Genomic DNA, 21,728 nt, shown 5'->3' with positions numbered 1-21,728 from the left:
GTTAAAAATGAAACTTGGATGTTTCAAAATGCCTGCAAAGATATGCTTTTCTATTATATTATCAATAAAAATATATAAAAAAATAGTTGCTTGTTTCCAAACAACTATTTAAAATACTCCCATTGAAATTAAAAAATTTAAATACTGGAGAGGTGGTTCTTTCAGGATAGGCTGAATTACAATCCTTTTTCCGACAGATACCTTTCGGCATCGATGGCGGCGCGACATCCCATGCCTGCAGCTGTAATGGCCTGGCGATAATGGGGATCGGCAACGTCACCGGCGGCGAAAACACCTTCGACGTTGGTCCTTGATGAAGGATTGGCTATTTTGATGTATCCCGTTTCATCGAGTTCGAGATAATCCTTGAATATCTCGGTATTGGGGGTATGGCCGATGGCCAGGAAGAAACCGTCGATAGCGAGATCGTACCTCTCTTCGTCGGGTTGTCCCATCCGTTTTACCAGATGTACGCCCTCTACACCATTCTCGCCGAAGAGTCCAACGGCATTGTGTTCGAAGAGGATCTCAATTTTCGGATTGTTCATTACCCGTTCCTGCATAATCTGCGAGGCGCGCAGGTAGGGTTTGCGTACGATCATATAGACCTTGCTGGCCAGACCTGCCAGGTAGGTTGCCTCTTCGCAGGCAGTATCTCCTCCACCTACCACGGCAACAGTTTTCTTGCGGTAGAAGAACCCATCGCAGGTTGCGCATGCCGAGACCCCTTGTCCCGCATATTTGGTCTCGTCGGGAAGTCCCAGATACTTTGCGGTAGCTCCGGTAGAGATGATCACCGTATCGGCTTCGATCAGATGCTCGTTGTCGATCGTTACTTTCAGGGGACGAACAGAAAAATCGACAGCGGTGGCTCTTCCAGGATAGATCTCGGTTCCGTAGCGTTGAGCCTGCTTTTTCAGGTCTTCCATCAGTTCGGGACCGGTAACCCCCTCGGGATATCCGGGAAAATTTTCCACTTCGGTGGTGGTCGTCAGCTGTCCACCCGGCTGCAACCCTTCAAACAGAACGGGTTCGAGGTTGGCACGCGAGGCATAGATTGCAGCGGTGTACCCTGCAGGACCGGATCCGATAATCAGGCATCTTACTTTTTTTCTCATAACCTATATTATAATGTGGTGTTTATTTATTTATGAATCAAAGGTACGACTATTCCACTATACATGAAATCGATATAGTAAATTTCTATTTGAGGTAAATGGAACATATGCCTGTACCCCCTCTTCCCTTATCTCAGGTCTACAATTTCAACTCCCTTGTGTTGATCAATGTTGAAGAGAAACTCGGCATCACTGTAATTGAAGTTGGTATTGTAACTGTTGACATCGATCCTGTTCCTCATCCCGTCTTTCAGGGTGATATCGACCTGCACCACGGAGCTGTCTCTTGCGTCGATCGCCACCGAAATCTTCTTGAAATCACTCTTGTTCCCGGTTGGTACCATCTCGATCACCAAGGCACTCTTTCCGTTTACCGTTTTCGAGACCGGCGGGTTGAGGGTAAAGCCGGTCTTGTACATGCTCAGCAACGCCAGCGGACTTATGGTGGCCAGCTCTTCGTTTGAGGGATAGCTGATGTTCACTTCGTTCATCTCTTTCATCAGTACCCACTGTGTCTTTCCGTCGAACCAGGTGTTGATGGTGGAGGTCTCGATCTTGAACTTGTTACCTTTCACCTGTGCACTCCCCTTCTGGGGCGGATATTTTGTTCCGTCCTGCCCGGTTGTGGTGATGGTGAAGAGAATGTTGATGCCCTTGGAGTTTTCGTAGGCACTGTACGCCTTGTCGAGAACGGTCCGCGCATCAGCAGCAGTCTGGGCCTGTAAGAGAGCGAGGGCCAGCAGTGCGGTGAAAGTGAGTATGATCTTTTTCATGCAGTTTTCTTTTAACCGGTTTGTTTGACGGGTTAGACTCCAAAAAGAGTTGCGGGTTTATTCGGTGCTTCACCTCAGGGAATCGAGCAGTTTTTCCAGCGAATATTCGTCAGAAATATATACGTCGCGAGGTTTGCTCCCTTGTGTGGGCCCCACGATGCCGGCCGACTCCAGTTGGTCCATAAGCCTTCCAGCCCGGTTGTAGCCGATGGAGAATTTCCGTTGAATCAGCGAGGTGGATCCCTGCTGATGGATCACGATAAGACGTGCCGCCTCATCGAACAGCGGATCGCGATCGTTCAGGTCCACGGTGCCCGGTTTCTCTTCACCTTCGGCCGAGGTAACCTCCGGCAAGGCGAACGCTGATTCATATCCGCGCTGTTTGCCGATGTACTGGGAGATATCCTCGATCTCGGGAGTGTCGACAAAGGCGCACTGGATCCGGATCAGGTTACTTCCCTGCGAGAAGAGCATGTCGCCCCTTCCGATCAGCTGGTTGGCACCGGTGGCATCGAGAATTGTCCTTGAGTCGATCTGTGAGGTGACGCGGAAAGCCATCCTGGCCGGGAAGTTTGCCTTGATGGTTCCGGTGATGATGTTGGTGGTGGGACGTTGCGTAGCAATCACCATATGCATGCCCACGGCGCGCGCCTTTTGTGCGATGCGTGCAATGGGCATCTCGATCTCCTTGCCGGCAGTCATGATGAGGTCGCCGAACTCGTCGATCACCACCACGATATAGGGAAGGTACCTGTGTCCGTTTTTCGGGTTGAGACGACGCTTGATGAACTTCTCGTTGTACTCCTTGATGGTGCGGACATGGGCTCGCATCAGCAACTCGTAGCGGTCGTCCATCTCCTTGGTGAGCGAGTTTAATGTCTGGGTAACCTTGGTTACATCGGTGATGATCGCCTTCTCTTCATCGGGAAGCTTTGCCAGGTAATGCTTCTCGATGGTGGAATAGATGTTGAACTCCACCATTTTGGGGTCGATCAGCACCATCTTCATCTCGGCCGGATGTTTTTTGTAGAGCAGCGAGGTGATGATTGCGTTCAATCCTACCGATTTGCCCTGTCCGGTTGCTCCGGCAACCAGCAGGTGGGGCATCTTGGTGAGGTCGAAGATGAACACCTCGTTGGTGATGGTCTTCCCGAGGGCTACAGGCAGTTCGTAGTCGCACTCCTGAAACTTGGTCGAGGCGATGACCGACTGCATCGATACGATCTGCGGATCCTTGTTGGGAACCTCTATGCCGATTGTCCCCTTGCCGGGCATCGGAGCAATGATGCGGATTCCCAATGCCGAAAGGCTTAAGGCGATATCGTCTTCCAGATTGCGGATTCTTGATATTCTCACCCCGGCCTGCGGTACGATTTCATAGAGTGTGATCGTGGGGCCGACCGTCGCTTTTATCGAGGTGATCTCGATTCCGTAGTTGCGCAGGGTACGGATGATCTTGTCCTTGTTTTCGTTCTGTTCCCGCATGTCTACTTGCCGGTTGCCGGTATTGTAGACCTTTAGCAGCTCCATGGTGGGGAATTCAAACGAGGAGAGATCTTTCTTCGGGTCGTAATCTTCCAATATCTCCACATCTTCACCCGGTTCGCCGCCCGCATCGCCATCCAATGCTGCATTTGAAACGGAGGGCATGGTTTTTTCCACTTTCTCCACGGGCTTCTCTTCGGCCACATGGAGTTCGTCTTTTGGAACGAAGACCTCGAAATTGTCGTGCGCCTCCACCGGTTTCAACGAAGGGGATTGCACGGGAGGCTCCAGGCCGGATAGGGTGGGCTCCTCCTGCTTCACTTTTCGACTGGCTGGGAAGATCTTTCTCCATGCCGGTTTAGTCGCCTCTTCCTCTCTCTCCTCCTCTCTCTCCTCTTCCTCTGCATAAGAGGGTTTAACCGGAATATCACCTCCCTTGCTTCCGTTGAATGAGGGCTTGCTGTTGATCAAGGTCTCCTGGATCCTGTGCATCGAGCTTTGCCGGAAAAGAATCACGACGATAAGGATGAAGAGCAGGACCAATAGAATCATTCCGGGCACTCCAATGCTGTTTTCGAGCAACTGTTCGATCTGGCTTCCGTGCGCTCCCCCCCAGTTGATGTGGCTTCTGGGGAAAAGATGTCCGAGGATAAAGGCACTGGTAATCGAGCCGCAGATCATTCCGAAGGCGGTAATGAGCAGGGCTTTGATAAAACTGAATGATGAGACTTTCATCATTCTCAGTCCCAAGTAGATGACAAAAAAGGGAATAAGTATCGAGAATATGCCAAACCATCTGTTTACCAGGATCTCTGATAGAAAGGCACCACCGGTGCTGGCCCAGTTCTCCACCTCTAGCTGCTTGTCCTGTATCAGTTCCAGGAAGGATCTGTTGAGCACCTTGCTTTGATCGGCCGCTCCGGTAAAAAAGAAGGAGATGATCGAGAGTAGCGTGAATATTCCCAGAAAGGCAACCAGAATACCTGTGATGAAATGGACCCTTTCGTTCTTCAAAAAGGCGATAATGGCACGGATTCTCTTGCTTCCAGAGGATGTTGTTGTTCTTTTTCTTTTTCGTTTTGTAGATTTTGCCATAGCTAAAATTTCCATCGGTCACACCGATATCGACCCGATGAAGAGACGGAATTTGTATCGGTAAATTTCTTACAAAAGTAATAAAAAGAAACTTAGATATAAAGGGTTGTGAATTTTATAATTTTCATCCCTCCCCACGGCAGGGAATGTTGATGTAAAAAATGCGAAAGTCCGCGAATCACTTCGCAGACTTCCCTTGTTAACACAATCTTCATGAAACAAACTACACTATCGAGTTGATTGCAGAATTATAATCCGGCTCCTGTGCAATCTCAGGGACCAGTTCGGTATATACGACCTTCCCTTCCGGGTTTACAACCACAACTGCGCGGGCCAATAGTCCGCGAAGCGGTCCGTCAGTCATCAGTACGCCATACTGGTCGGCAAATGAGCTGTCACGGAAAGTGGAAAGTGTAATCACGTTCTCCAGACCCTCCGCACCGCAGAAGCGGCCGGCGGCAAACGGCAGGTCTGCCGATATGCAGAGAACGGTTGTATTGTTTAAAGCGCTGGCTTCCTTGTTGAATCTGCGTACAGAGGCCGCACAGACACCTGTGTCGATGCTTGGGAAGATGTTCAGGACGACATGCTTGCCTTTCAACCCGGATAATGTCACTTCCGAAAGATCCGATTTTACCAGCACGAAATCTGGTGCTTCTGTACCCACAGCGGGTAGATTACCTCCGGTATTTACCGGATTGCCTTTAAATGTGATTTTTGCCATGTTCTATTTTATTGATCAGGATCACGCAACCCTGTGCCGGTTACGTGCCTTAAATTTTGTTCTTCAGGACTATAACAAGGGTTGAAGTGAAAAGTTCAGTTAAAGGGGATTTTTAACTTTTTATTTTAGCTTCACAAGCTTATGCATCCCTTTTACCGGCTGATGTCGAGTTCTTCCTTCAGGTATCTTGCCGTGTGGCTCTCCCTGTTTTTGACGATCTCTTCGGGAGTTCCCGTGGCAAGCACGTTGCCCCCCTTCTCTCCACCTTCGGGTCCGAGGTCGATGATGTAGTCGGCACATTTGATGATATCGAGGTTGTGCTCGATCACGATCACCGTATTGCCCTTATCTACCAGTTTGTTGAGTACCCCCAGCAGGATCCGGATATCTTCGAAATGGAGCCCGGTGGTGGGTTCATCGAGTACATAAACGGTATTGCCGGTATCGATCCGGGCCAGCTCGGAGGCCAGCTTTACCCGTTGACTCTCACCGCCCGAGAGGGTGGTGGAGGATTGCCCCAGTTTGATATAACCCAGGCCGACCTCCTGCAATACCTTGATCTTATGCAAGATGGCGGGGACATTCTCGAAGAAGTCGACCGCTTCGTTGATCGACATGTTGAGCACGTCGGCGATCGATTTTCCCTTGAACCGCACTTCCAGGGTTTCGCGGTTGTACCTTTTCCCGTGACACTCTTCACAGGGGACCATCACGTCGGGGAGAAAATTCATCTCCAGTGTCTTGTATCCGTTGCCGCCACAAGTTTCGCAGCGTCCCCCCCTGACGTTAAAGGAGAAGCGTCCCGGCTTGTAGCCGCGGATCTTGGCCTCCGGCATGCCGGCAAAGAGGTTGCGGATATCGCTAAAGACACCGGTATAGGTGGCCGGATTGGAACGGGGACTCCTGCCGATGGGCGACTGGTCTACACTCACCACCTTGTCGACATGCTCAATGCCGGTTATCTTTCTGTAGGGCATCGGATCCTTGAGTGAGCGGTAGAACTTCTGGCTCAGGATCGGTTGCAGTGTTTCGTTGATCAGCGTCGATTTTCCGCTTCCCGATACGCCCGTGACGCAGATAAGGGTGCCCAGCGGAAAAGCTACGGTAACCCCTTTCAGGTTATTGCCTGTTGCACCCTCCAGCACCAACTTTTTGCCACTGCCCTTGCGCCGCACTTGGGGAATCGTTATCGCAATCTTTCCATTCAGGTAGTTGGAGGTGAGGGTGTTCTTTCTGAGCATCTCCTCGGGTGTGCCCTCGAACACCACTTCGCCGCCCCGTTGTCCGGCAAACGGACCCATGTCTACCACATAGTCAGAGGCAAGCATCATATCCTTGTCGTGCTCCACCACCACCACCGAATTGCCCGAGTCGCGCAGTTTTTTCAACGAGTCGATCAGCCGGTGGTTATCCCGTTGATGCAGGCCAATACTGGGCTCATCCAGGATATACAATACGTTTACCAGTTGCGAGCCGATCTGTGTGGCCAGCCGGATACGCTGGCTCTCACCGCCGGAGAGCGTGGCCGATGCACGCGAGAGGGAGAGATATCCCAGGCCGACATCGAGAAGAAAACGGAGGCGCGAGAGGATCTCTTTATTGATCTCCTCGGCGATGAGCCGTTGTTTTTCCGAGATATGGTCACCCACGGAAAGAATCCAGTCGTAAAGCTGCTGGATATCCATCTGTGACAGTTCGGCAATGTTCTTGCCATTTATTTTGAAGTGGAGTGCTTCCTTGTTGAGCCGTTGTCCGTTACACTCGGGACAGACCGACGTGGAGATGAACTGCCCTGCCCATTTCTGAGCCGAAGCCGACGCATCGTCGTCCTGTTGCATGTCGATATACTTGGCAATTCCTTCGTAGCTTACCATGTAGTTGGAATTTCCCAGCGACTCGTTTTTGATTTTCAGCCGTTCGTCGGTACCGTAGATGATCTCGTTGATCGCTTCCTCCGGTATATCCCGGATGGGCGTCTGTAATGTTACTCCATACTTCTCGCAAATGGCGGCAACCTGCCAGAAGAAGAGGTTGCTCTTCTCCTTTCCCAGGGGTACGATCCCGCCTTTGGCTATGCTGATGGAGGGATCGGGAATGATCTTTTCGATATCGATCGAGTCGACGGTTCCGATTCCTTTGCACCTGGGACAGGCTCCCAGCGGTGAATTGAACGAGAAGTTGTGGGGAGCAGGTTCGTGGTAGGAGAGTCCGGTGGTAGGACACATCAGTTCGCGACTGTAGTGGCGCACCTCTCCCGAATCGGCATCCTGGATGAGGATCAATCCGGATCCCTGCTTCATCGCAGTCCTGACGCTCGACTTGAGCTTGTCTTCAAACTTGTTGGATACGATCAGTTTATCCACCAGTACCTCGATGCTGTGGTTCTTGTACCTGTCGAGTTTCATTCCGGGCAGGATCTCCCGGAGCTCCCCGTCTACACGGACAGTGATGAATCCTTTCTTCCGGATCTGCTCGAACAGCTCCTTGTAGTGCCCTTTCCTGTTCCGGACAACCGGAGCGAGAATATATATCTTTTTGCCGAGATACCGGGTCAGGATCAGTTCCAGTATCTGTTCCTCGTTGTATTTCACCATCTTCTCGCCCGTGATGTAGGAGTAGGCCTCCCCGGCACGGGCAAATAGCAGACGCAGAAAATCGTAGATTTCGGTGGTAGTGCCCACCGTTGAGCGCGGATTCCGGTTGGTAGTCTTCTGTTCGATGGAGATGACGGGGCTCAGCCCGGTGATCTTGTCGACGTCCGGACGCTCCATTTTGCTCAAGAATCCGCGGGCATAGGCGGAAAAAGTTTCGATATAACGCCGCTGTCCTTCGGCAAAGATGGTGTCGAAGGCTAGGGAGGATTTGCCGCTTCCACTCAATCCGGTTATCACCGTGAGCGAATCGCGCGGGATGGTTACGTCGATATTCTTGAGGTTGTGCACGCGAGCACCGTACACTTCAATCTGTTCTGTTTCAGGAGTCATCTTGTTCAAATGGATCATTCAGTTACCCACCGTTTGTCGTGAATTTTAATCTTCTCGCCTTTTTTGTAGTAGAGGCTCTCCCGGGTAGGGATGAGAATGGTGTAAGTTTTGCCCAGTTTGTTGGTGAGCTTGGTGTCGCGGAGCCACGAGTTGAAATCCTTCAGCTGGGCATAGGTAATCCCGTTCTCCCTGGCAAAAGAGGCCAGGTTGGGGATGGCTGTTGATACGTTAACCTCCTTGAATTCCATCGGTTTGTAGAGCTGGTCGCCGCGAAGGATAAATCCGTATTTCGAAGGATTTTCAAACAAGCTCTTGATGGCCATCATACGGAAGTAGTATCGGCTTGTCTCCTCTACAAGCCAAAGGTCGAGGGCCTCTTCGGCCTGCTGTTTACTCAGTTCGCTGGTGATCCTGGCCTTCCCTCCGTTGTATGACATGACGGCGGCACTCCACGAGCCGTATCTGCGGTATGCATCCTTGAGGAACCGGCAGGCGGCTACGGTCGATTTGCTGATATGGTAGCGTTCATCCACCTCGGATGAGACCTCCAGTCCAAGCTCCTGTGCCGTCCCCGAGAGAAGCTGCCACAGTCCGGTGGCGCGGGCCGGGGAGACTGCGCGCGGATCGAGGCTGCTTTCAATCACTGCCAGATATTTCAGGTCGTCGGGCACCCCTTCCTGTTTCAGGATCGGTTCGATTATCGGGAAGATGCGGTTTGCCCGTTTGAAGAGGAGCATGGTGGTGGAGTGGAAGTAGGTAAAACTGTTCAGTTCACGGTCCATCCGCTCGCGGAGATCGTACCTGTCGAAGTGAATCTTCTCGCCGGCAAAAGTCATCTCTTCGGGTATCTCTACCGATGCCGTCATCGAGAGTACCTGTGGCCGTTCACTCTCCGCCTTCTCTAAATCGCTGTTTGATAGGTTTATAGATGCGATAACGGCTGCGGTGGCAATAATTGAAAAGATGTATATGCTGTTTCGTTTCATTGTTCGTGATAGTTCCTTTTAACTGTTATTCATGTCAAATATACAACATATAATAGAAATGCGCCAACTCATCACAGAATAATCTTCGGTTCGGGCTGAACTTCGGCGTGAAGCTCCAGCAACACCTCCAGTCGCGGTTGCAGGATAATCTTCGGTTCGGGTCGGACCAATAAAGAAAAAGGATGTGCCGGTTTTCCGGCACACCCTTTAATTGACTTGCGGCTCTGTTTACCTGATTCTCTTGTATCCGTATACGGCCCTGTCGCCCAGTTCTTCTTCGATGCGGAGCAACTGGTTGTATTTTGCCATACGGTCTGAACGGCTCAGTGAACCGGTCTTGATCTGTCCGGAGTTGGTAGCCACGGCGATGTCGGCGATGGTGGCATCTTCGGTCTCGCCCGAACGGTGAGATGTTACGCTGGTGTAGCCGTGACGGTGAGCCATCTCGATGGCGTTTAGCGTCTCGGTGAGCGTGCCGATCTGGTTCACCTTGATCAGGATGGAGTTGGCGCAACCCATCTCGATACCCTTGCGGAGAAAGTCGACGTTGGTTACGAAGAGGTCGTCACCCACCAACTGGCATTGGCCGCCGATCTTGTCGGTGAGAAGTTTCCAGCCTTCCCAGTCGTTTTCGCTCATGCCATCCTCGATAGAGTCGATCGGATACTTGGTGATAAGTTCCTTCAGGTATTCGGCCTGTTCGGCAGAGGTGCGTTTTTTGCCGCTGGCTCCTTCGAACTTGGTATAATCGTAGATGCCGTCTTTGTAGAACTCTGAGGCGGCACAGTCGAGAGCGATCTTCACATCCTTGCCCGGTTCATAGCCGGCATTCTTGATTGCAGTGAGAATCGATTCCAGTGCCTCTTCGGTTCCACCTGCCAGGTTGGGAGCGAAACCACCTTCATCTCCTACTGCAGTGCTGAGTCCCTTGTCGTGAAGCACTTTCTTGAGTGCATGGAAAACTTCGGCACCCATGCGGAGTCCTTCGCGGAAGGAGCTGGCGCCAACCGGACGGATCATGAACTCCTGGAAAGCGATGGGAGCGTCGGAGTGAGAACCGCCGTTGATGATGTTCATCATTGGAACGGGCAATACGTAAGTATTTGTTCCGCCGATGTAGCGATAGAGGGGTAATCCCAGGTAGTTGGCGGCAGCCTTGGCTACGGCGAGCGAAACGCCCAGAAGTGCATTGGCTCCCAGGTTCGATTTGGTCTTCGTTCCGTCGAGTTCGAGCAGCTTGGCGTCGATCTGTGTCTGTTCCAACACGTTCATGCCTACCAATGCAGGTGCAATCACATCATTGATATTTGCAACCGCTTTCAGTACACCCTTGCCCAGGTATCTTTTCTTGTCGCCGTCGCGAAGCTCCAATGCTTCGTTTTCACCGGTTGATGCACCCGATGGAACTGCAGCGCGTCCAAACGCACCCGACTCCGTTAATACATCAACCTCTACTGTGGGATTGCCTCTTGAATCCAACACTTCACGTCCTAAAATACTTACAATTCTCATGTTGTTCTTGTTTTTATATTGAAAATTCTGTTTTCGAATGATCTTTAACTCTCCGGAGTTGACCGTTGTCACTGTTGTTCTTTTTTCTACGTGTGAAATGTAAATAACCTATTATCAACGGGAGAGCGGTTCTGAAACCGGCACGCAAATATAGGATTTTTTTGTTTATCCGGCCGGGGTTGCGACGTTAAATATTGCTTATAACTATACAATAAATGTAGCGTTACAATGCCTGTGACTGGATCGATTCTATCAGCGCGCTAAGGTTGGAGGTGATAAGTCGAACGGCGATGGCCAGAAGGATTACCCCGAAAAATTTACGTAGGATAAAGACACCGCCTACCCCCATCAATTTTTTCACACCGTCGAGATAGCGCAAGACCAGATAGACCACCGCAATGTTCAGAAATACGGCAATGATGATGTTGACCGTATTGTACTCGGCACGCATTGCCAGGAGCGTGGTGAAGGTTCCCGGACCGGTAATCAGCGGGAAAACCACCGGGACAAGGGTCGCCGAACCGTTTCCGGAAGAGCTGTCGTCGATCTTGAATATCTCCACGCCGAAGATCATCTCGATGGAGATGATCAGGATCACCAAGGCTCCGGCGATAGCAAATGAGGAGAGGTCTACCTGGAAAAGCTTCAGGATCGCCTCCCCGATAAAGAGGAAGAGGATCAGGATTACAATGGAGTAGAGCGAGGCCTTGAACGGCTCGATGATCTTGTTCTGGCTCCTCAGGTTCAAAAAAATGGGGACAGATCCCGTTGCGTCGATAATGGCAAACAGAACCAGAAAAGCACTGACTATCTCTACAGTATTGAATCCAAGCATAACGGTATCTCTATTTTATGATAACCTTTGTTAAACCAGGTGCAAAGTTATTAAAAAAGAGCCAATTCTCAAAATGAACCGATCGATTTCTCCACTTGCAGGGATAATGTTCCGGGCTGGAAGAAGGCAGGGTGGACAAAATTGAGGTACTTGATGATCTTGAAAGCGTTGAAGTGGTGGAAGAACCGTTTTTCAAATGCGGGTAGGGTGGCGCTGTTGCGGTTACACTCCTCGATCTCCTGAACTACATCGTATCTTCTTGTAAACTCGACGATCGCAGGGTGGAGCTGCCCTATCTTCTCCCGGATAACAGAACCATCCTGTTTAAAGAAGGCGTGCCGTAGATCGAAAAGCTCTTTCAGCGCAAGGAAAGCGTCGAAATGGTAGCTCTTCATCTCTCCGTCGGGTTCGTCGGCAATCTTCTGCAGTGCAGGCCCCGTGCCGAACGGGATCCTGTCGGAAAATCGGGCCATCGGGTAGACATGGAGCTGCTCCAGCTCTTTGACCTTGCCAAATGCAAAAACTTTCTGCAGGAAGTAGAAGTCCTCGCCGCCCTGTTGCCTTCCCATCCCTCCGACACGAACGTATGCATCGGCTGCAACTGAAAATGCCGAACCGATGGTGTGGTAAGGGTAGGGGAATCCGATGAACCTGAGCATCCGGCTGAAGTAGCGGATGTGTTGTTCATATTGCCGGATTGCCATTTCCAGTTTTTCGTCGTTGTTCTCCACCCGGTGAAAGAAGTTCTGTACCGTACAGCAAAGCTTTACGGTTTGCCTGTAGGCAGCCGATATGCCGGTGAGAAAGTTTGGCGAGACGGTACAGTCGGCATCCAGGGAGATGATGACACCGTCGCGGTTGCCCGTGTCGAGGAAATGTTGAATCGCCAGATCCATCCCGATTTTACGGGCCAGCCCCACTCCGGCATGCTTTCGCGGGAGGTTCTCGAAAATTAGCGGAAAGAACCGGAGGGAATCTCGGTTGTTTTTAGATGCAAACGAAGTGATCTCGTTGAAGGTTGTCCGGTTCCGGAGGAGAGCCTCGTGCGGCGATACCACGCTGGAGTTGATGATTACAGCCACGATTACCCCTTCATCCGGCAACGTACAGTCGCAGAGGCTTTGCAGGGTGATCAGCTCATCCTGTTCGTTGTAACAGGGAATCACTACCACCATGCCGGCACTGATATCCCGGGGGAATCTGGTTTGCAGGTATTCGGGCTTCTGTCTTTCCAGATAGGCTTGCCACTGTTTCATGCTGCAAATATAGAAAAATTACTCTTGCCTGCTAAAAGGAGGGAATGGTTGCCGGACCGGAATTGAAAAAAAATAAGGTTCTTCTTGCAAAGAACCTTATCGGTATCGAGTGACCATATCTGATCTTACTTCTTGTTGCTGCTGTCGGGATTGTTTACAGAGGTTGCCGGACCATATTTCTTGTTCAGGAACTCGGTCACCTCCTTGGTGATGTCATATTTCTCGTCGGCAAAAAGGATATTGTCGGCACCCGTATTGCTGTAGATGATCTGGTATCCCTTATCCTTGTTGAACTCGACTAGACGGACCTTTACCGTATCGGCCAGCTCCATGTTGAGTTTCTGTTGCTCCAGTGCAAACTCCTGGCTCAATCTCTCTGCCATCTGCTGGTATTCCTGCTGCATCCTCAGGATACGCTGCTGCTCCTGTTCTGCCCTCTCCTGACTCAGGAAGGCATTGTTCTGCAACTTGCGTTGAAACTCCTGGGCGGCTGCATTCAGTTGACGCTCTTTCTGGGTCAGGCTGGCGCGTGAACTCTCTTCGGTTCTCATCAGTGCTTCGTTCAAGTCTTTTGCAAAGTTATAGTTCATCAGGAGAGAGTCGACATTGACATAGGCTACGGGAAGCGTGATGGAAGAGTCGTTCATCATCGTGATGAAGTTACCTTTTTTTACACCGTTTTTACCCGGTGTGGAAGTAAAATGCAAGATGTATAAAATCAGGATTGCAACGGCTAAAATTGCCCCAAAGATATAGGCATTATTATTCTTCATTTTTTAATAAATTGTGTGTTAGACTTTCTCTTTTATTATTTGGTCAATCAGATTTACTCTGTTTGATGCTTCTCTGTCTTGAGATGTGGCACAGCTGATTCCCCTTTCCCTCATAGCCTTGCTTCCGCCGATGTGCGTGTTGGGAAACTCGCCGTTCTTCGTAAAGAAGACCTTTATACCCATCAACAGAATGGCCATGAACAGGACAGCAATACCGAGCAGTAGCGTTGTTATCATTTTAATCCTTGATTAATTTTGTGGCGCAAAGATAGTTTAAATAGCCAATTAAAATTCAAAATTGGGATTAAAGATGCAAAAAATTTCTCTTTTTTGCAATTTTCGCACCCTTTTTCCAATAATAATCTAAACAAGAATGGAGTTTGAATGTTAATTATAGATTACATGATATTAACCCGATTTCCGCATCTTTTCGGATTGCTGTCGAACCTGCGGCCGAATCTCCGTCATGGTAGGCTGTTGTTGCGAGGCAACTGGCTCTGCATGCGGAATCTAAATTAAACTGATTTTATGAATATCAAAGACCTTGAACCCAAAATTGTTTGGCATTATTTCCACGACATTACACAGATTCCCCGTCCATCGAAGAAAGAGGAGAGGATTATCGCCTATCTGCTCGACTTCGCAAGGGAGCATAACCTGGAAGCCAGAAAAGATGCTGTCGGCAATGTGGTGATTACGAAACCGGCAACGCCAGGCAAAGAGGGATCGCCGACCGTGGTTCTGCAGTCGCACGTCGATATGGTGTGCGAGAAGAACAGCGATGTGACGCACGATTTCGACAACGATCCGATTGAAACCATCATCGATGGCGATTGGGTAAAAGCAAACGGAACCACCCTCGGGGCGGATAACGGTATCGGCATTGCAGCTCAGTTGGCGGTGCTGGCATCGACCGACATTGCCCACGGGAAGATTGAGGCTCTCTTTACCGTGGATGAAGAGACGGGACTGACCGGCGCCAGTTCGCTCGAACCCGGCTTTATTACCGGAAACATTTTGCTGAACTTGGATACGGAGGAGGAGGGAGAGATCTATATCGGATGTGCCGGCGGGATAGGGACAAAGGCCTATTTCCGGTACAAGGAGAAGAGTGCCCCCGAGGACTATTTCTGGTTTAAGGTTCAGGTGAAGGGACTTCGGGGAGGCCATTCGGGCAGCGATATTGACAAGGGCCTCGGGAACGCCAACAAAATCCTTACCCGGTTCCTGTACGGAATCATGAACAAGAAGTACGGGATGGTGCTCTCTGAGATTGGTGGAGGAAACCTACACAACGCTATTGCCCGGGAGGCATATGCTGTTGTAGGGGTTAAAGAGAAATACAAGGAGGATATCCGGGTAAAACTCAATATTTTTCTTGCCAATGTGCAGAACGAGTATAAAAAGAGTGATCCCGGTCTGGAGATATTGCTCGAGTCGGTGTCGATGCCGTCGAAAATCATCAAGCGGGGTGTTGCCAGAAGGCTGATACAGTCGCTTTATGCCTGCCCGCACGGCGTAATCAGCATGAGCGCCGATATCGAAGGGCTGGTGGAGACCTCAACCAACCTGGCGTCTATCAAGATGCTGGACAACAATATTATCGAGATCGGCACCAGTCAGCGCAGTTCGGTTGAGTCGCGCAAGGAGGATATTGCCAATAGAGTCCGTGCCGTCTTCGAACTGGCCGAAGCGAAGGTGGTGCACAATGAGGGTTATCCGGGATGGCAGCCCAATACCGACTCCCATATCCTGAAACTGGCAAGAGATGAATATAAGAACCTTTACAACAAGGAGGCAAAGGTGAAGGCGATCCATGCCGGCCTGGAATGTGGCCTCTTCCTTGAGAAATATCCTCAACTGGACATGATCTCCATCGGCCCCGATATGACTGACGTCCATTCGCCCGATGAACGGATGAACATTCCATCCGTGGGTAAATTCTGGAATTACCTGGTACGGATTCTGGAGAATGTATCTTCGGCGGAGACGGAATAAATTGGAGCAAGGAGAGTTGTCTTTATGAAAAAGTTTCTCCTGACCTGCTCTCTTCTGCTGGTCGCCATCTCATTTTCCATTGCAGACACGGGTTTTCGCATTCTCTTCTACAATGTGGAGAACCTGTTCGATACCGTCGATGATCCACTGAAAGATGATGATGAGTTCCTTCCGGAGGGGACCATGAAATGGAAGCCGTGGAGGTATTGGGAAAAACTGAGAAATATTACCCGGGTAATCACGGCCGTTGGTGGCATGTACTCTCCGGCGCTGGTGGGACTCTGCGAGGTTGAGAACGACAGCGTGCTGTTCGATCTCACCCGGCGGTCGCCGCTTCGGGCGCAAGGGTATGAGTATGTGATCACCAGTTCTCCCGACGAGCGAGGCGTGGATGTGGCGCTGCTCTATCAGCGGCATCAGTTCAGACTGCTGGAAAAAAACGAACATGAGGTGCTCTTCAGCGACAAGCGTCTCCGTCCCACGCGCAACATTCTCCATGTGGCCGGAAAAACCGTCACCGGAGATACGCTCGACCTGTTTGTCTGTCACTGGCCAAGCCGGCGAGGTGGCCAGCGTGAGTCGGAACCGGCCCGCATTGATGCTGCATCCCTTCTGCGGAGGAAAGTAGACAGCCTTTTCAGTATCAGGGGAGATGCCAACATTGTGATCATGGGTGATTTCAACGACAATCCCGACAACCGGAGCATCTCCCTGACGTTGGGTGCGGGAGCTCCAGACCAGGATTGTAGCGAGAAGAGGCTGTACAATCTTTTTTCCAGCCATTTGAAAGAGCTGAGGCGGGGTACCTACTTTTTCCAGGGCAACTGGGAGCTGCCTGATCAGATTATCGTGAGCGGTAACCTGTTGAGGCAGGAGAATCCTCTCTATATACGGGAGGGAAGAGGGTATATCTTCAGTCCCGATTTTCTGTTGAGGGAAGAGAAGAGCAGTGGGGTGAAACGTCCGTACCGCACCTACTATGGACCAAGGTATATCGGTGGTTTTAGCGACCATTTGCCGGTTTACGCCGATCTTGAGTTCAACTCTTCCGGAATTTGAGAATCGAATCGACGGTAATGTTCAATATTTTTTGGTTTTATACGCTTAAAAAAGAAAACTTTGTGTTAACTTTGCGGGCTTTTATATGCAAAATTTAAAAACAGAAATTTATTTATGACGAATCCAATCATGAAGCGAATCGAGCTGTCAGACGGACGCACGATTACGCTCGAAACGGGAAAACTGGCCAAACAAGCCGATGGGGCGGTAGAGCTGCGTATGGGCAATACCATGCTCCTGGCCACTGTTTGCGCTGCAAAAGACGCTGCCCCCGGAGTAGATTTTATGCCACTTCAAGTAGAATATAAAGAGAAATTCTCCGCTTTCGGACGTTTTCCGGGAGGTTTCATGAAGAGGGAAGGAAGGCCTTCGGATTACGAGATCCTTACCAGCCGGTTGATCGACCGTGCTCTCCGCCCCCTCTTTCCTGACGACTACCATGCCGAAGTATTCGTGACGGTAATGCTCTTTTCGGCAGACGGTGAAGATATGCCGGATGCATTGGCCGGTCTTGCCGCATCTGCAGCACTGGCCGTTTCCGACATTCCGTTCAACGGTCCGCTTTCGGAAGTACGTGTTGCCCGGGTAGACGGGAAATTTGTTGTTAACCCGACCTTCAGTCAACTTGAAAAATCTGATATTGATATTATCGTGGGAGCTACCATCGACAACATCATGATGGTGGAAGGCGAGATGAGCGAGGTTTCGGAAGCGGAGCTGCTCGAAGCGATCAAGTTTGCTCACGAAGAGATAAAGGTACAGTGCAAGGCTCAGCTTGAACTGATGGAGCTTTGCGGGACGGTCAAGAAACGCGAATATTGTCACGAGGAGAACGATGAGGAGCTCCGCAAACAGGTGTGGGATGCATGTTATTCCAAAGCCTACGCTATTGCCGCTTCACAGAATAACGACAAGCACGCCCGCACGGAGGCCTTTGAAGCTATCCTCGAAGAGTTTATGGAGGCCATTCCAGAGGAAGAGCGTGAGGCAAAAGCGCCGCTGGTTGCCAAGTATTACCACGACGTGGAGAAGGAGGCGATGCGCCGTTGCATACTGGACGAGGGAAAACGGCTCGACGGGAGAAGCACTACCGAGATTCGCCCCATCTGGAGTGAAGTGGACTACATAAAAGGTCCGCACGGCTCGGCCATATTTACACGCGGGGAGACCCAGTCGCTGACAACCGTTACCTTGGGTACGAAACTTGACGAAAAAATTGTGGACGACGTGCTTAACCACAGCACTGAGCGGTTCCTGTTACACTATAATTTCCCGCCATTCTCCACTGGAGATGCGCGTCCGCAGCGAGCTACCGGCCGTCGTGAGATCGGTCACGGAAACTTGGCCCACCGGGCGTTGAAGCGCATGATCCCCGAAGGATATCCATATGTGATCCGTGTCGTTTCTGATATCCTCGAATCCAACGGTTCATCGTCGATGGCAACGGTTTGTGCCGGTACGCTGGCCCTGATGGATGCAGGTGTAAAGATGAAGAAACCGGTATCGGGGATTGCCATGGGGCTGATCTCGGAAAACAGGGGTCAAAATTATGCCATCCTCTCCGATATTCTCGGTGATGAGGATCACCTGGGGGATATGGATTTCAAGGTGTGCGGAACCAAAGATGGCATTACCGCTACCCAGATGGACATCAAGGTAGATGGACTATCTTACGAGATTCTTGAAAAGGCGCTCGCACAAGCCAAGGCAGGTCGCGAACACATCATGGGCAAGATGATGGAGACCATCTCCGAACCACGTCCCGATCTGAAGCCGCATGCTCCGAGGATCGAAGTGATCGAAATTCCGAAAGACTATATCGGTGCTGTTATCGGCCCGGGTGGAAAGATCATTCAGGGTATCCAGGAGGAGACCGGTGCCATTATCACCATCGAGGAGATCGACAGCAAAGGCAGGGTAGAGGTGTCTGCTTCCAATAAAAACTCCATTGAGGCGGCGTTGCGCAAGATCAAGTCGATTGTTGCCGTTCCCGAGGTTGGCGAGGTATACGATGCCACCGTCAGATCGGTAATGCCGTACGGTGCCTTCTGCGAATTCCTGCCAGGCAAGGATGGATTGCTCCACATTTCAGAAATCGACTGGAAACGGCTCGAGAAGGTGGAAGATGCTGGAATTAAGGAGGGGGACAAGGTCTCTGTCAAGCTGATCGATATCGATCCCAAAACAGGTAAATTCAAACTTTCGCGCAAGGCTTTGCTGCCTCGCCCCCAAAAGCCGGAATAACCGGCAGCAGGGAAAGTTGACAAGATGGACAATCGGGTTGATGGTTGTCTCGTTGCCGGGACAGCCACTTCCGCTTGCCTATCTTCGGTAGAAGATATGTTTCGTTAAGAATTCACAGCAAAAACAATCAATTCAGAAGTGAGTAAAACTCTCTGCAAAGTTCGACAAGATTGCCTTCTGATTGCTTGAATCCCTTTCTACAAAAGGGTATCCTTTTAAAAAACAAACAAACATAACATTTTTGTTATAGTTAAATAAAGTTAAACAACGGGCATACAGATCGTTATTTTCAAATATTATGAAAAAAATCGGTTAATTTTGCTCCGTTTATTCAAACGGACAAATTGCATTTTAAGAAATTGAGAGGGTCTGGCTTTCCGGAATGGAGAGATGGGCCCCCTCTATAAGAGAGGGTGTTCATTTGTCGTTACAGTTTGTCCCGAATCTATATATTTTTGTCCCGAATTTTCAAAACAGTTATATGAAAACCAGAAAAAGAACTCTCTTTTTTGCGCTACTCCTCCTGGCAGGAGTTTATCCTATTCTAACAGGATGTGAACACGACTATTACCAACCTGAGAGAATGGAAGGTAAAGGAACCTCCCTTTTCGGGGACAACATTGCAGTCCCGTCCAGCTTCGATTGGTCGACCCTTCGTTCAGTGAACCTCGATATCGAGGTCGATGACCGATTCGACGGGAACTATTACTATTTGGTGGAGCTCTATGATGCTCACCCGTTTTTTTATGAAAATGCCTCACTGTTGGGTAAGGGGGTGGCTAAAAAGGGAATCAACTTCACTTTTTCCCCAACCTTGCCAAATGGTCTGGAAACAATCTTTATCAAGCAGACCGATCCTGCCGGGATGGAGAAAGTAACAGCCGTATCGGTTGATGATGCCACCCAGTTGTCGGTTTCGTTTCTCCATGGCAGTTCATCTTTACGCAGCGCAACTGCTTCAGCATCATCGTTTCGTGCTGCTCCTGCAGATCTGCAGACCAGCTATCCAACTCCTGCGGATGCAATCGTGATCAACGAGCAGTCACCTGCCAACTATACACTGGAAACAAATAAAGCCTATGTGATAAGAGGAACATATACCGGAGCAATCCAATTCCCCAATGAAGGTAATGTTGCATTGTATGTGGAAGGAACCTGGAATAACAGCTCCTCCGGTTTTGTACTGCAAGACGGAGCCAAGCTTATCGTGCAGGATGGAGGATGTTTTGCAGCGAGCGGAACAGTGGAGATAACCGGCAACAATAACTCAACATTGGTGATCGCTCCCTCTGGAAGCTTTATCGGAGAGAAGACGACGATCAGGTTTACCGGTGCCGGAAAGGTTATCAACAACGGAATACTGGATGCCAGCCTGATCCACTTTCTGTCACTGGGGATGATGTACAATGCCGGTAATGCCAGCGTGGGAGAGTTTCAGGTAAACAGCCCAGAAAACATCATTGTCAACGACAACAGGCTGATCATTGCTAAAGCGAACTTCACTAACGGTGAGGTGGTCAACAATAATCTCCTCGAAATAGCAGATCTCCATGTCAACGGGACTACCATAAGAAACAGTAAGAAGGTTACCGTAACCAATGGCGAGTTTATGAATGGAATATTTTACAACCACTGTCTTGCCGAGTTTGGCAAAGTGACCACAAGCGGTACGGTGTTCATTGGTGCCGAGGAGACTCTTTTGTCGGTTGATGAATATACCCTGGCTTCGGGGACCCAGTTCGATCTGGACTCACATGCCATCTTCGAGGTTACCGGCTCCATCAGTTTCAACTCCACCATAAGTTGCATCAACGGTATTGGTTCCAAAACAGCACTGGCCCGACTGGAGAAAATCATCTTCAACGGTTGGTACAACCTGGATATTGAGGGAAATCTTGAGCTGGAGAATTCAAATTTCTCGAATCTCAGTTCCGGAACCGCCTTTTCACTTAAGGCGCCTGCTTCATGGGTGCAGAAGGGTGAGTCGTCGGTCACCATTGAGGCTACCGAATGCAACAATGGAGGCAATCCTGTCGGCGGGAGCGGGCAACCTCCGGTGAATCCAAGCTTCCCGATCATCTGGAACGGTATTGATGTCACCTACATGTTTGAGGACAACTGGCCGTTGCTGGGCGACTACGATATGAACGACGTGGTACTGAATGTCAAGCCGTCGTATACCATCGAGCAGGGCAACCGGGTATCTCAACTTGACCTGGCAGTTACACTGCAAGCCGCGGGAGGAATCAAAAAACTGGCATTGGGAATGCAGCTCGACGGTGTTGCTCCTGCATCGGTAAAGGGTGTCGGAGTGACCACAAATCCGGGCAGAACCAATACGGTGTTCGGGAGCATTTTGGCCAATGGTCTTGAGTCGGGTCAAAGCCTGGCGGTAATCCCCATCTTCGATGACGTGCACATGGCATTTGGCGTGGATGCAGGAACCATGGTAAATACTACTGCCGGAGATCAATCGGTGACCAGAGAGCCGCTGAAGGTGACCGTCACCATCCAGTTTAATACTCCGGTGAACTTTGAGGATGTAGCGATTGACCGGTTGAATCCCTTTATTGTAAACGGAGGCTACTCGAGCAGGCGATATGAAGTGCATATGGCCGGTTTTGTACCTACCGACAAGGCCAACAAGGAGATATTGGGCAAGGTTGGTGACGATAATTCGAGCGTTGAGGAGAGGAGATACTATGTCTCCGATAAAAATATGATTTGGGGATTGGCCGTTCCCGGTTCTTGCCCCTATCCTAAGGAGTTTACTTCGATAAGGAAAGCATATCCCGATCTTGAGAAATGGGCCGTAAGTGCCGGTGAAGAGGCGAAAGATTGGTATACCCGTCCTGATCTGAACTTTGTTTATCATTCAAAATAAAG

15 protein-coding genes are annotated in these 21,728 nt (G+C 50.2%); 4 read left to right on the top strand and 11 right to left on the bottom strand.

The genetic code is table 11. The annotated features are described in order from the left end of the window. Nucleotides 1-176: 176 nt before the first annotated feature. The 11 genes from trxB to ING2E5A_RS13075 all read right to left on the bottom strand — a co-directional run bounded on the left by trxB (nt 177) and on the right by ING2E5A_RS13075 (nt 13,778). Complete coding sequence (gene trxB / locus ING2E5A_RS13125; RefSeq protein ID WP_071137797.1) at nt 177-1,118, bottom strand: thioredoxin-disulfide reductase; 942 nt, start codon at nt 1,116-1,118, stop codon at nt 177-179. Nucleotides 1,119-1,246: 128 nt separating this feature from the next. Beyond that, the gene (locus ING2E5A_RS13120; RefSeq protein ID WP_071137796.1) at nt 1,247-1,891 is read right to left on the bottom strand and encodes a LolA-like putative outer membrane lipoprotein chaperone; all 645 of its coding nucleotides are present in this window, start codon (nt 1,889-1,891) and stop codon (nt 1,247-1,249) included. Nucleotides 1,892-1,960: 69 nt separating this feature from the next. Beyond that, complete coding sequence (locus ING2E5A_RS13115; protein WP_071137795.1) at nt 1,961-4,471, bottom strand: FtsK/SpoIIIE family DNA translocase; 2,511 nt, start codon at nt 4,469-4,471, stop codon at nt 1,961-1,963. Between the two features lie 223 nt (nt 4,472-4,694). Next, nucleotides 4,695-5,195: a thiol peroxidase gene (tpx, locus tag ING2E5A_RS13110; RefSeq protein WP_071137794.1), complete on the bottom strand. Its 501-nt coding sequence runs from the start codon at nt 5,193-5,195 to the stop codon at nt 4,695-4,697. A gap of 152 nt (nt 5,196-5,347) precedes the next feature. Next, the gene (gene uvrA, locus ING2E5A_RS13105; RefSeq protein WP_092032078.1) at nt 5,348-8,179 is read right to left on the bottom strand and encodes an excinuclease ABC subunit UvrA; all 2,832 of its coding nucleotides are present in this window, start codon (nt 8,177-8,179) and stop codon (nt 5,348-5,350) included. 14 nt (nt 8,180-8,193) lie between these two features. Next, nucleotides 8,194-9,165 carry a lytic transglycosylase domain-containing protein gene (locus ING2E5A_RS13100; protein ID WP_071137792.1) on the bottom strand — a complete coding sequence of 324 codons (972 nt, stop codon included), beginning with the start codon at nt 9,163-9,165 and terminating at the stop codon, nt 8,194-8,196. A 228-nt stretch (nt 9,166-9,393) separates the two neighbouring features. Further along, complete coding sequence (gene eno, locus ING2E5A_RS13095; protein WP_071138370.1) at nt 9,394-10,677, bottom strand: phosphopyruvate hydratase; 1,284 nt, start codon at nt 10,675-10,677, stop codon at nt 9,394-9,396. A 223-nt stretch (nt 10,678-10,900) separates the two neighbouring features. Then, entirely contained in the window at nt 10,901-11,512 is a 612-nt protein-coding gene (locus ING2E5A_RS13090) for a MarC family protein (protein WP_071137791.1), read from the bottom strand. 68 nt (nt 11,513-11,580) lie between these two features. Further along, nucleotides 11,581-12,768, bottom strand: a complete 1,188-nt coding sequence (locus ING2E5A_RS13085) for a glycosyltransferase family A protein (protein ID WP_071137790.1) — start codon at nt 12,766-12,768, stop codon at nt 11,581-11,583. Between the two features lie 125 nt (nt 12,769-12,893). Beyond that, on the bottom strand, nt 12,894-13,541 hold the full coding sequence (locus tag ING2E5A_RS13080) for an OmpH family outer membrane protein (RefSeq protein WP_071137789.1): 648 nt from the start codon (nt 13,539-13,541) through the stop codon (nt 12,894-12,896). An 18-nt stretch (nt 13,542-13,559) separates the two neighbouring features. After that, on the bottom strand, nt 13,560-13,778 hold the full coding sequence (locus ING2E5A_RS13075) for a hypothetical protein (protein ID WP_071137788.1): 219 nt from the start codon (nt 13,776-13,778) through the stop codon (nt 13,560-13,562). Nucleotides 13,779-14,069: 291 nt separating this feature from the next. Here ING2E5A_RS13075 and ING2E5A_RS13070 point away from each other — a divergent pair, with 291 nt between their 5' ends. The 4 genes from ING2E5A_RS13070 (at nt 14,070) to ING2E5A_RS13055 (ending at nt 21,726) form a co-directional block, all read left to right on the top strand. After that, a complete protein-coding gene (locus ING2E5A_RS13070) occupies nt 14,070-15,539 on the top strand; it encodes an aminoacyl-histidine dipeptidase (RefSeq protein ID WP_071137787.1) in 1,470 nt (489 codons plus the stop codon). A gap of 24 nt (nt 15,540-15,563) precedes the next feature. Next, nucleotides 15,564-16,598, top strand: a complete 1,035-nt coding sequence (locus ING2E5A_RS13065) for an endonuclease/exonuclease/phosphatase family protein (protein ID WP_071137786.1) — start codon at nt 15,564-15,566, stop codon at nt 16,596-16,598. A gap of 114 nt (nt 16,599-16,712) precedes the next feature. Beyond that, on the top strand, nt 16,713-18,842 hold the full coding sequence (gene pnp, locus ING2E5A_RS13060) for a polyribonucleotide nucleotidyltransferase (RefSeq protein WP_071137785.1): 2,130 nt from the start codon (nt 16,713-16,715) through the stop codon (nt 18,840-18,842). Between the two features lie 481 nt (nt 18,843-19,323). Further along, complete coding sequence (locus ING2E5A_RS13055; protein WP_071137784.1) at nt 19,324-21,726, top strand: LruC domain-containing protein; 2,403 nt, start codon at nt 19,324-19,326, stop codon at nt 21,724-21,726. The last annotated feature ends 2 nt before the right edge of the window (nt 21,727-21,728 follow it).

The sequence above is a fragment of the Petrimonas mucosa genome (assembly GCF_900095795.1).
Classification (GTDB): Bacteria; Bacteroidota; Bacteroidia; order Bacteroidales; family Dysgonomonadaceae; genus Petrimonas; species Petrimonas mucosa.
The sequence above is the reverse complement of the archived record's forward strand: the minus strand, read 5'-3'. Positions and strand labels throughout refer to the sequence as shown.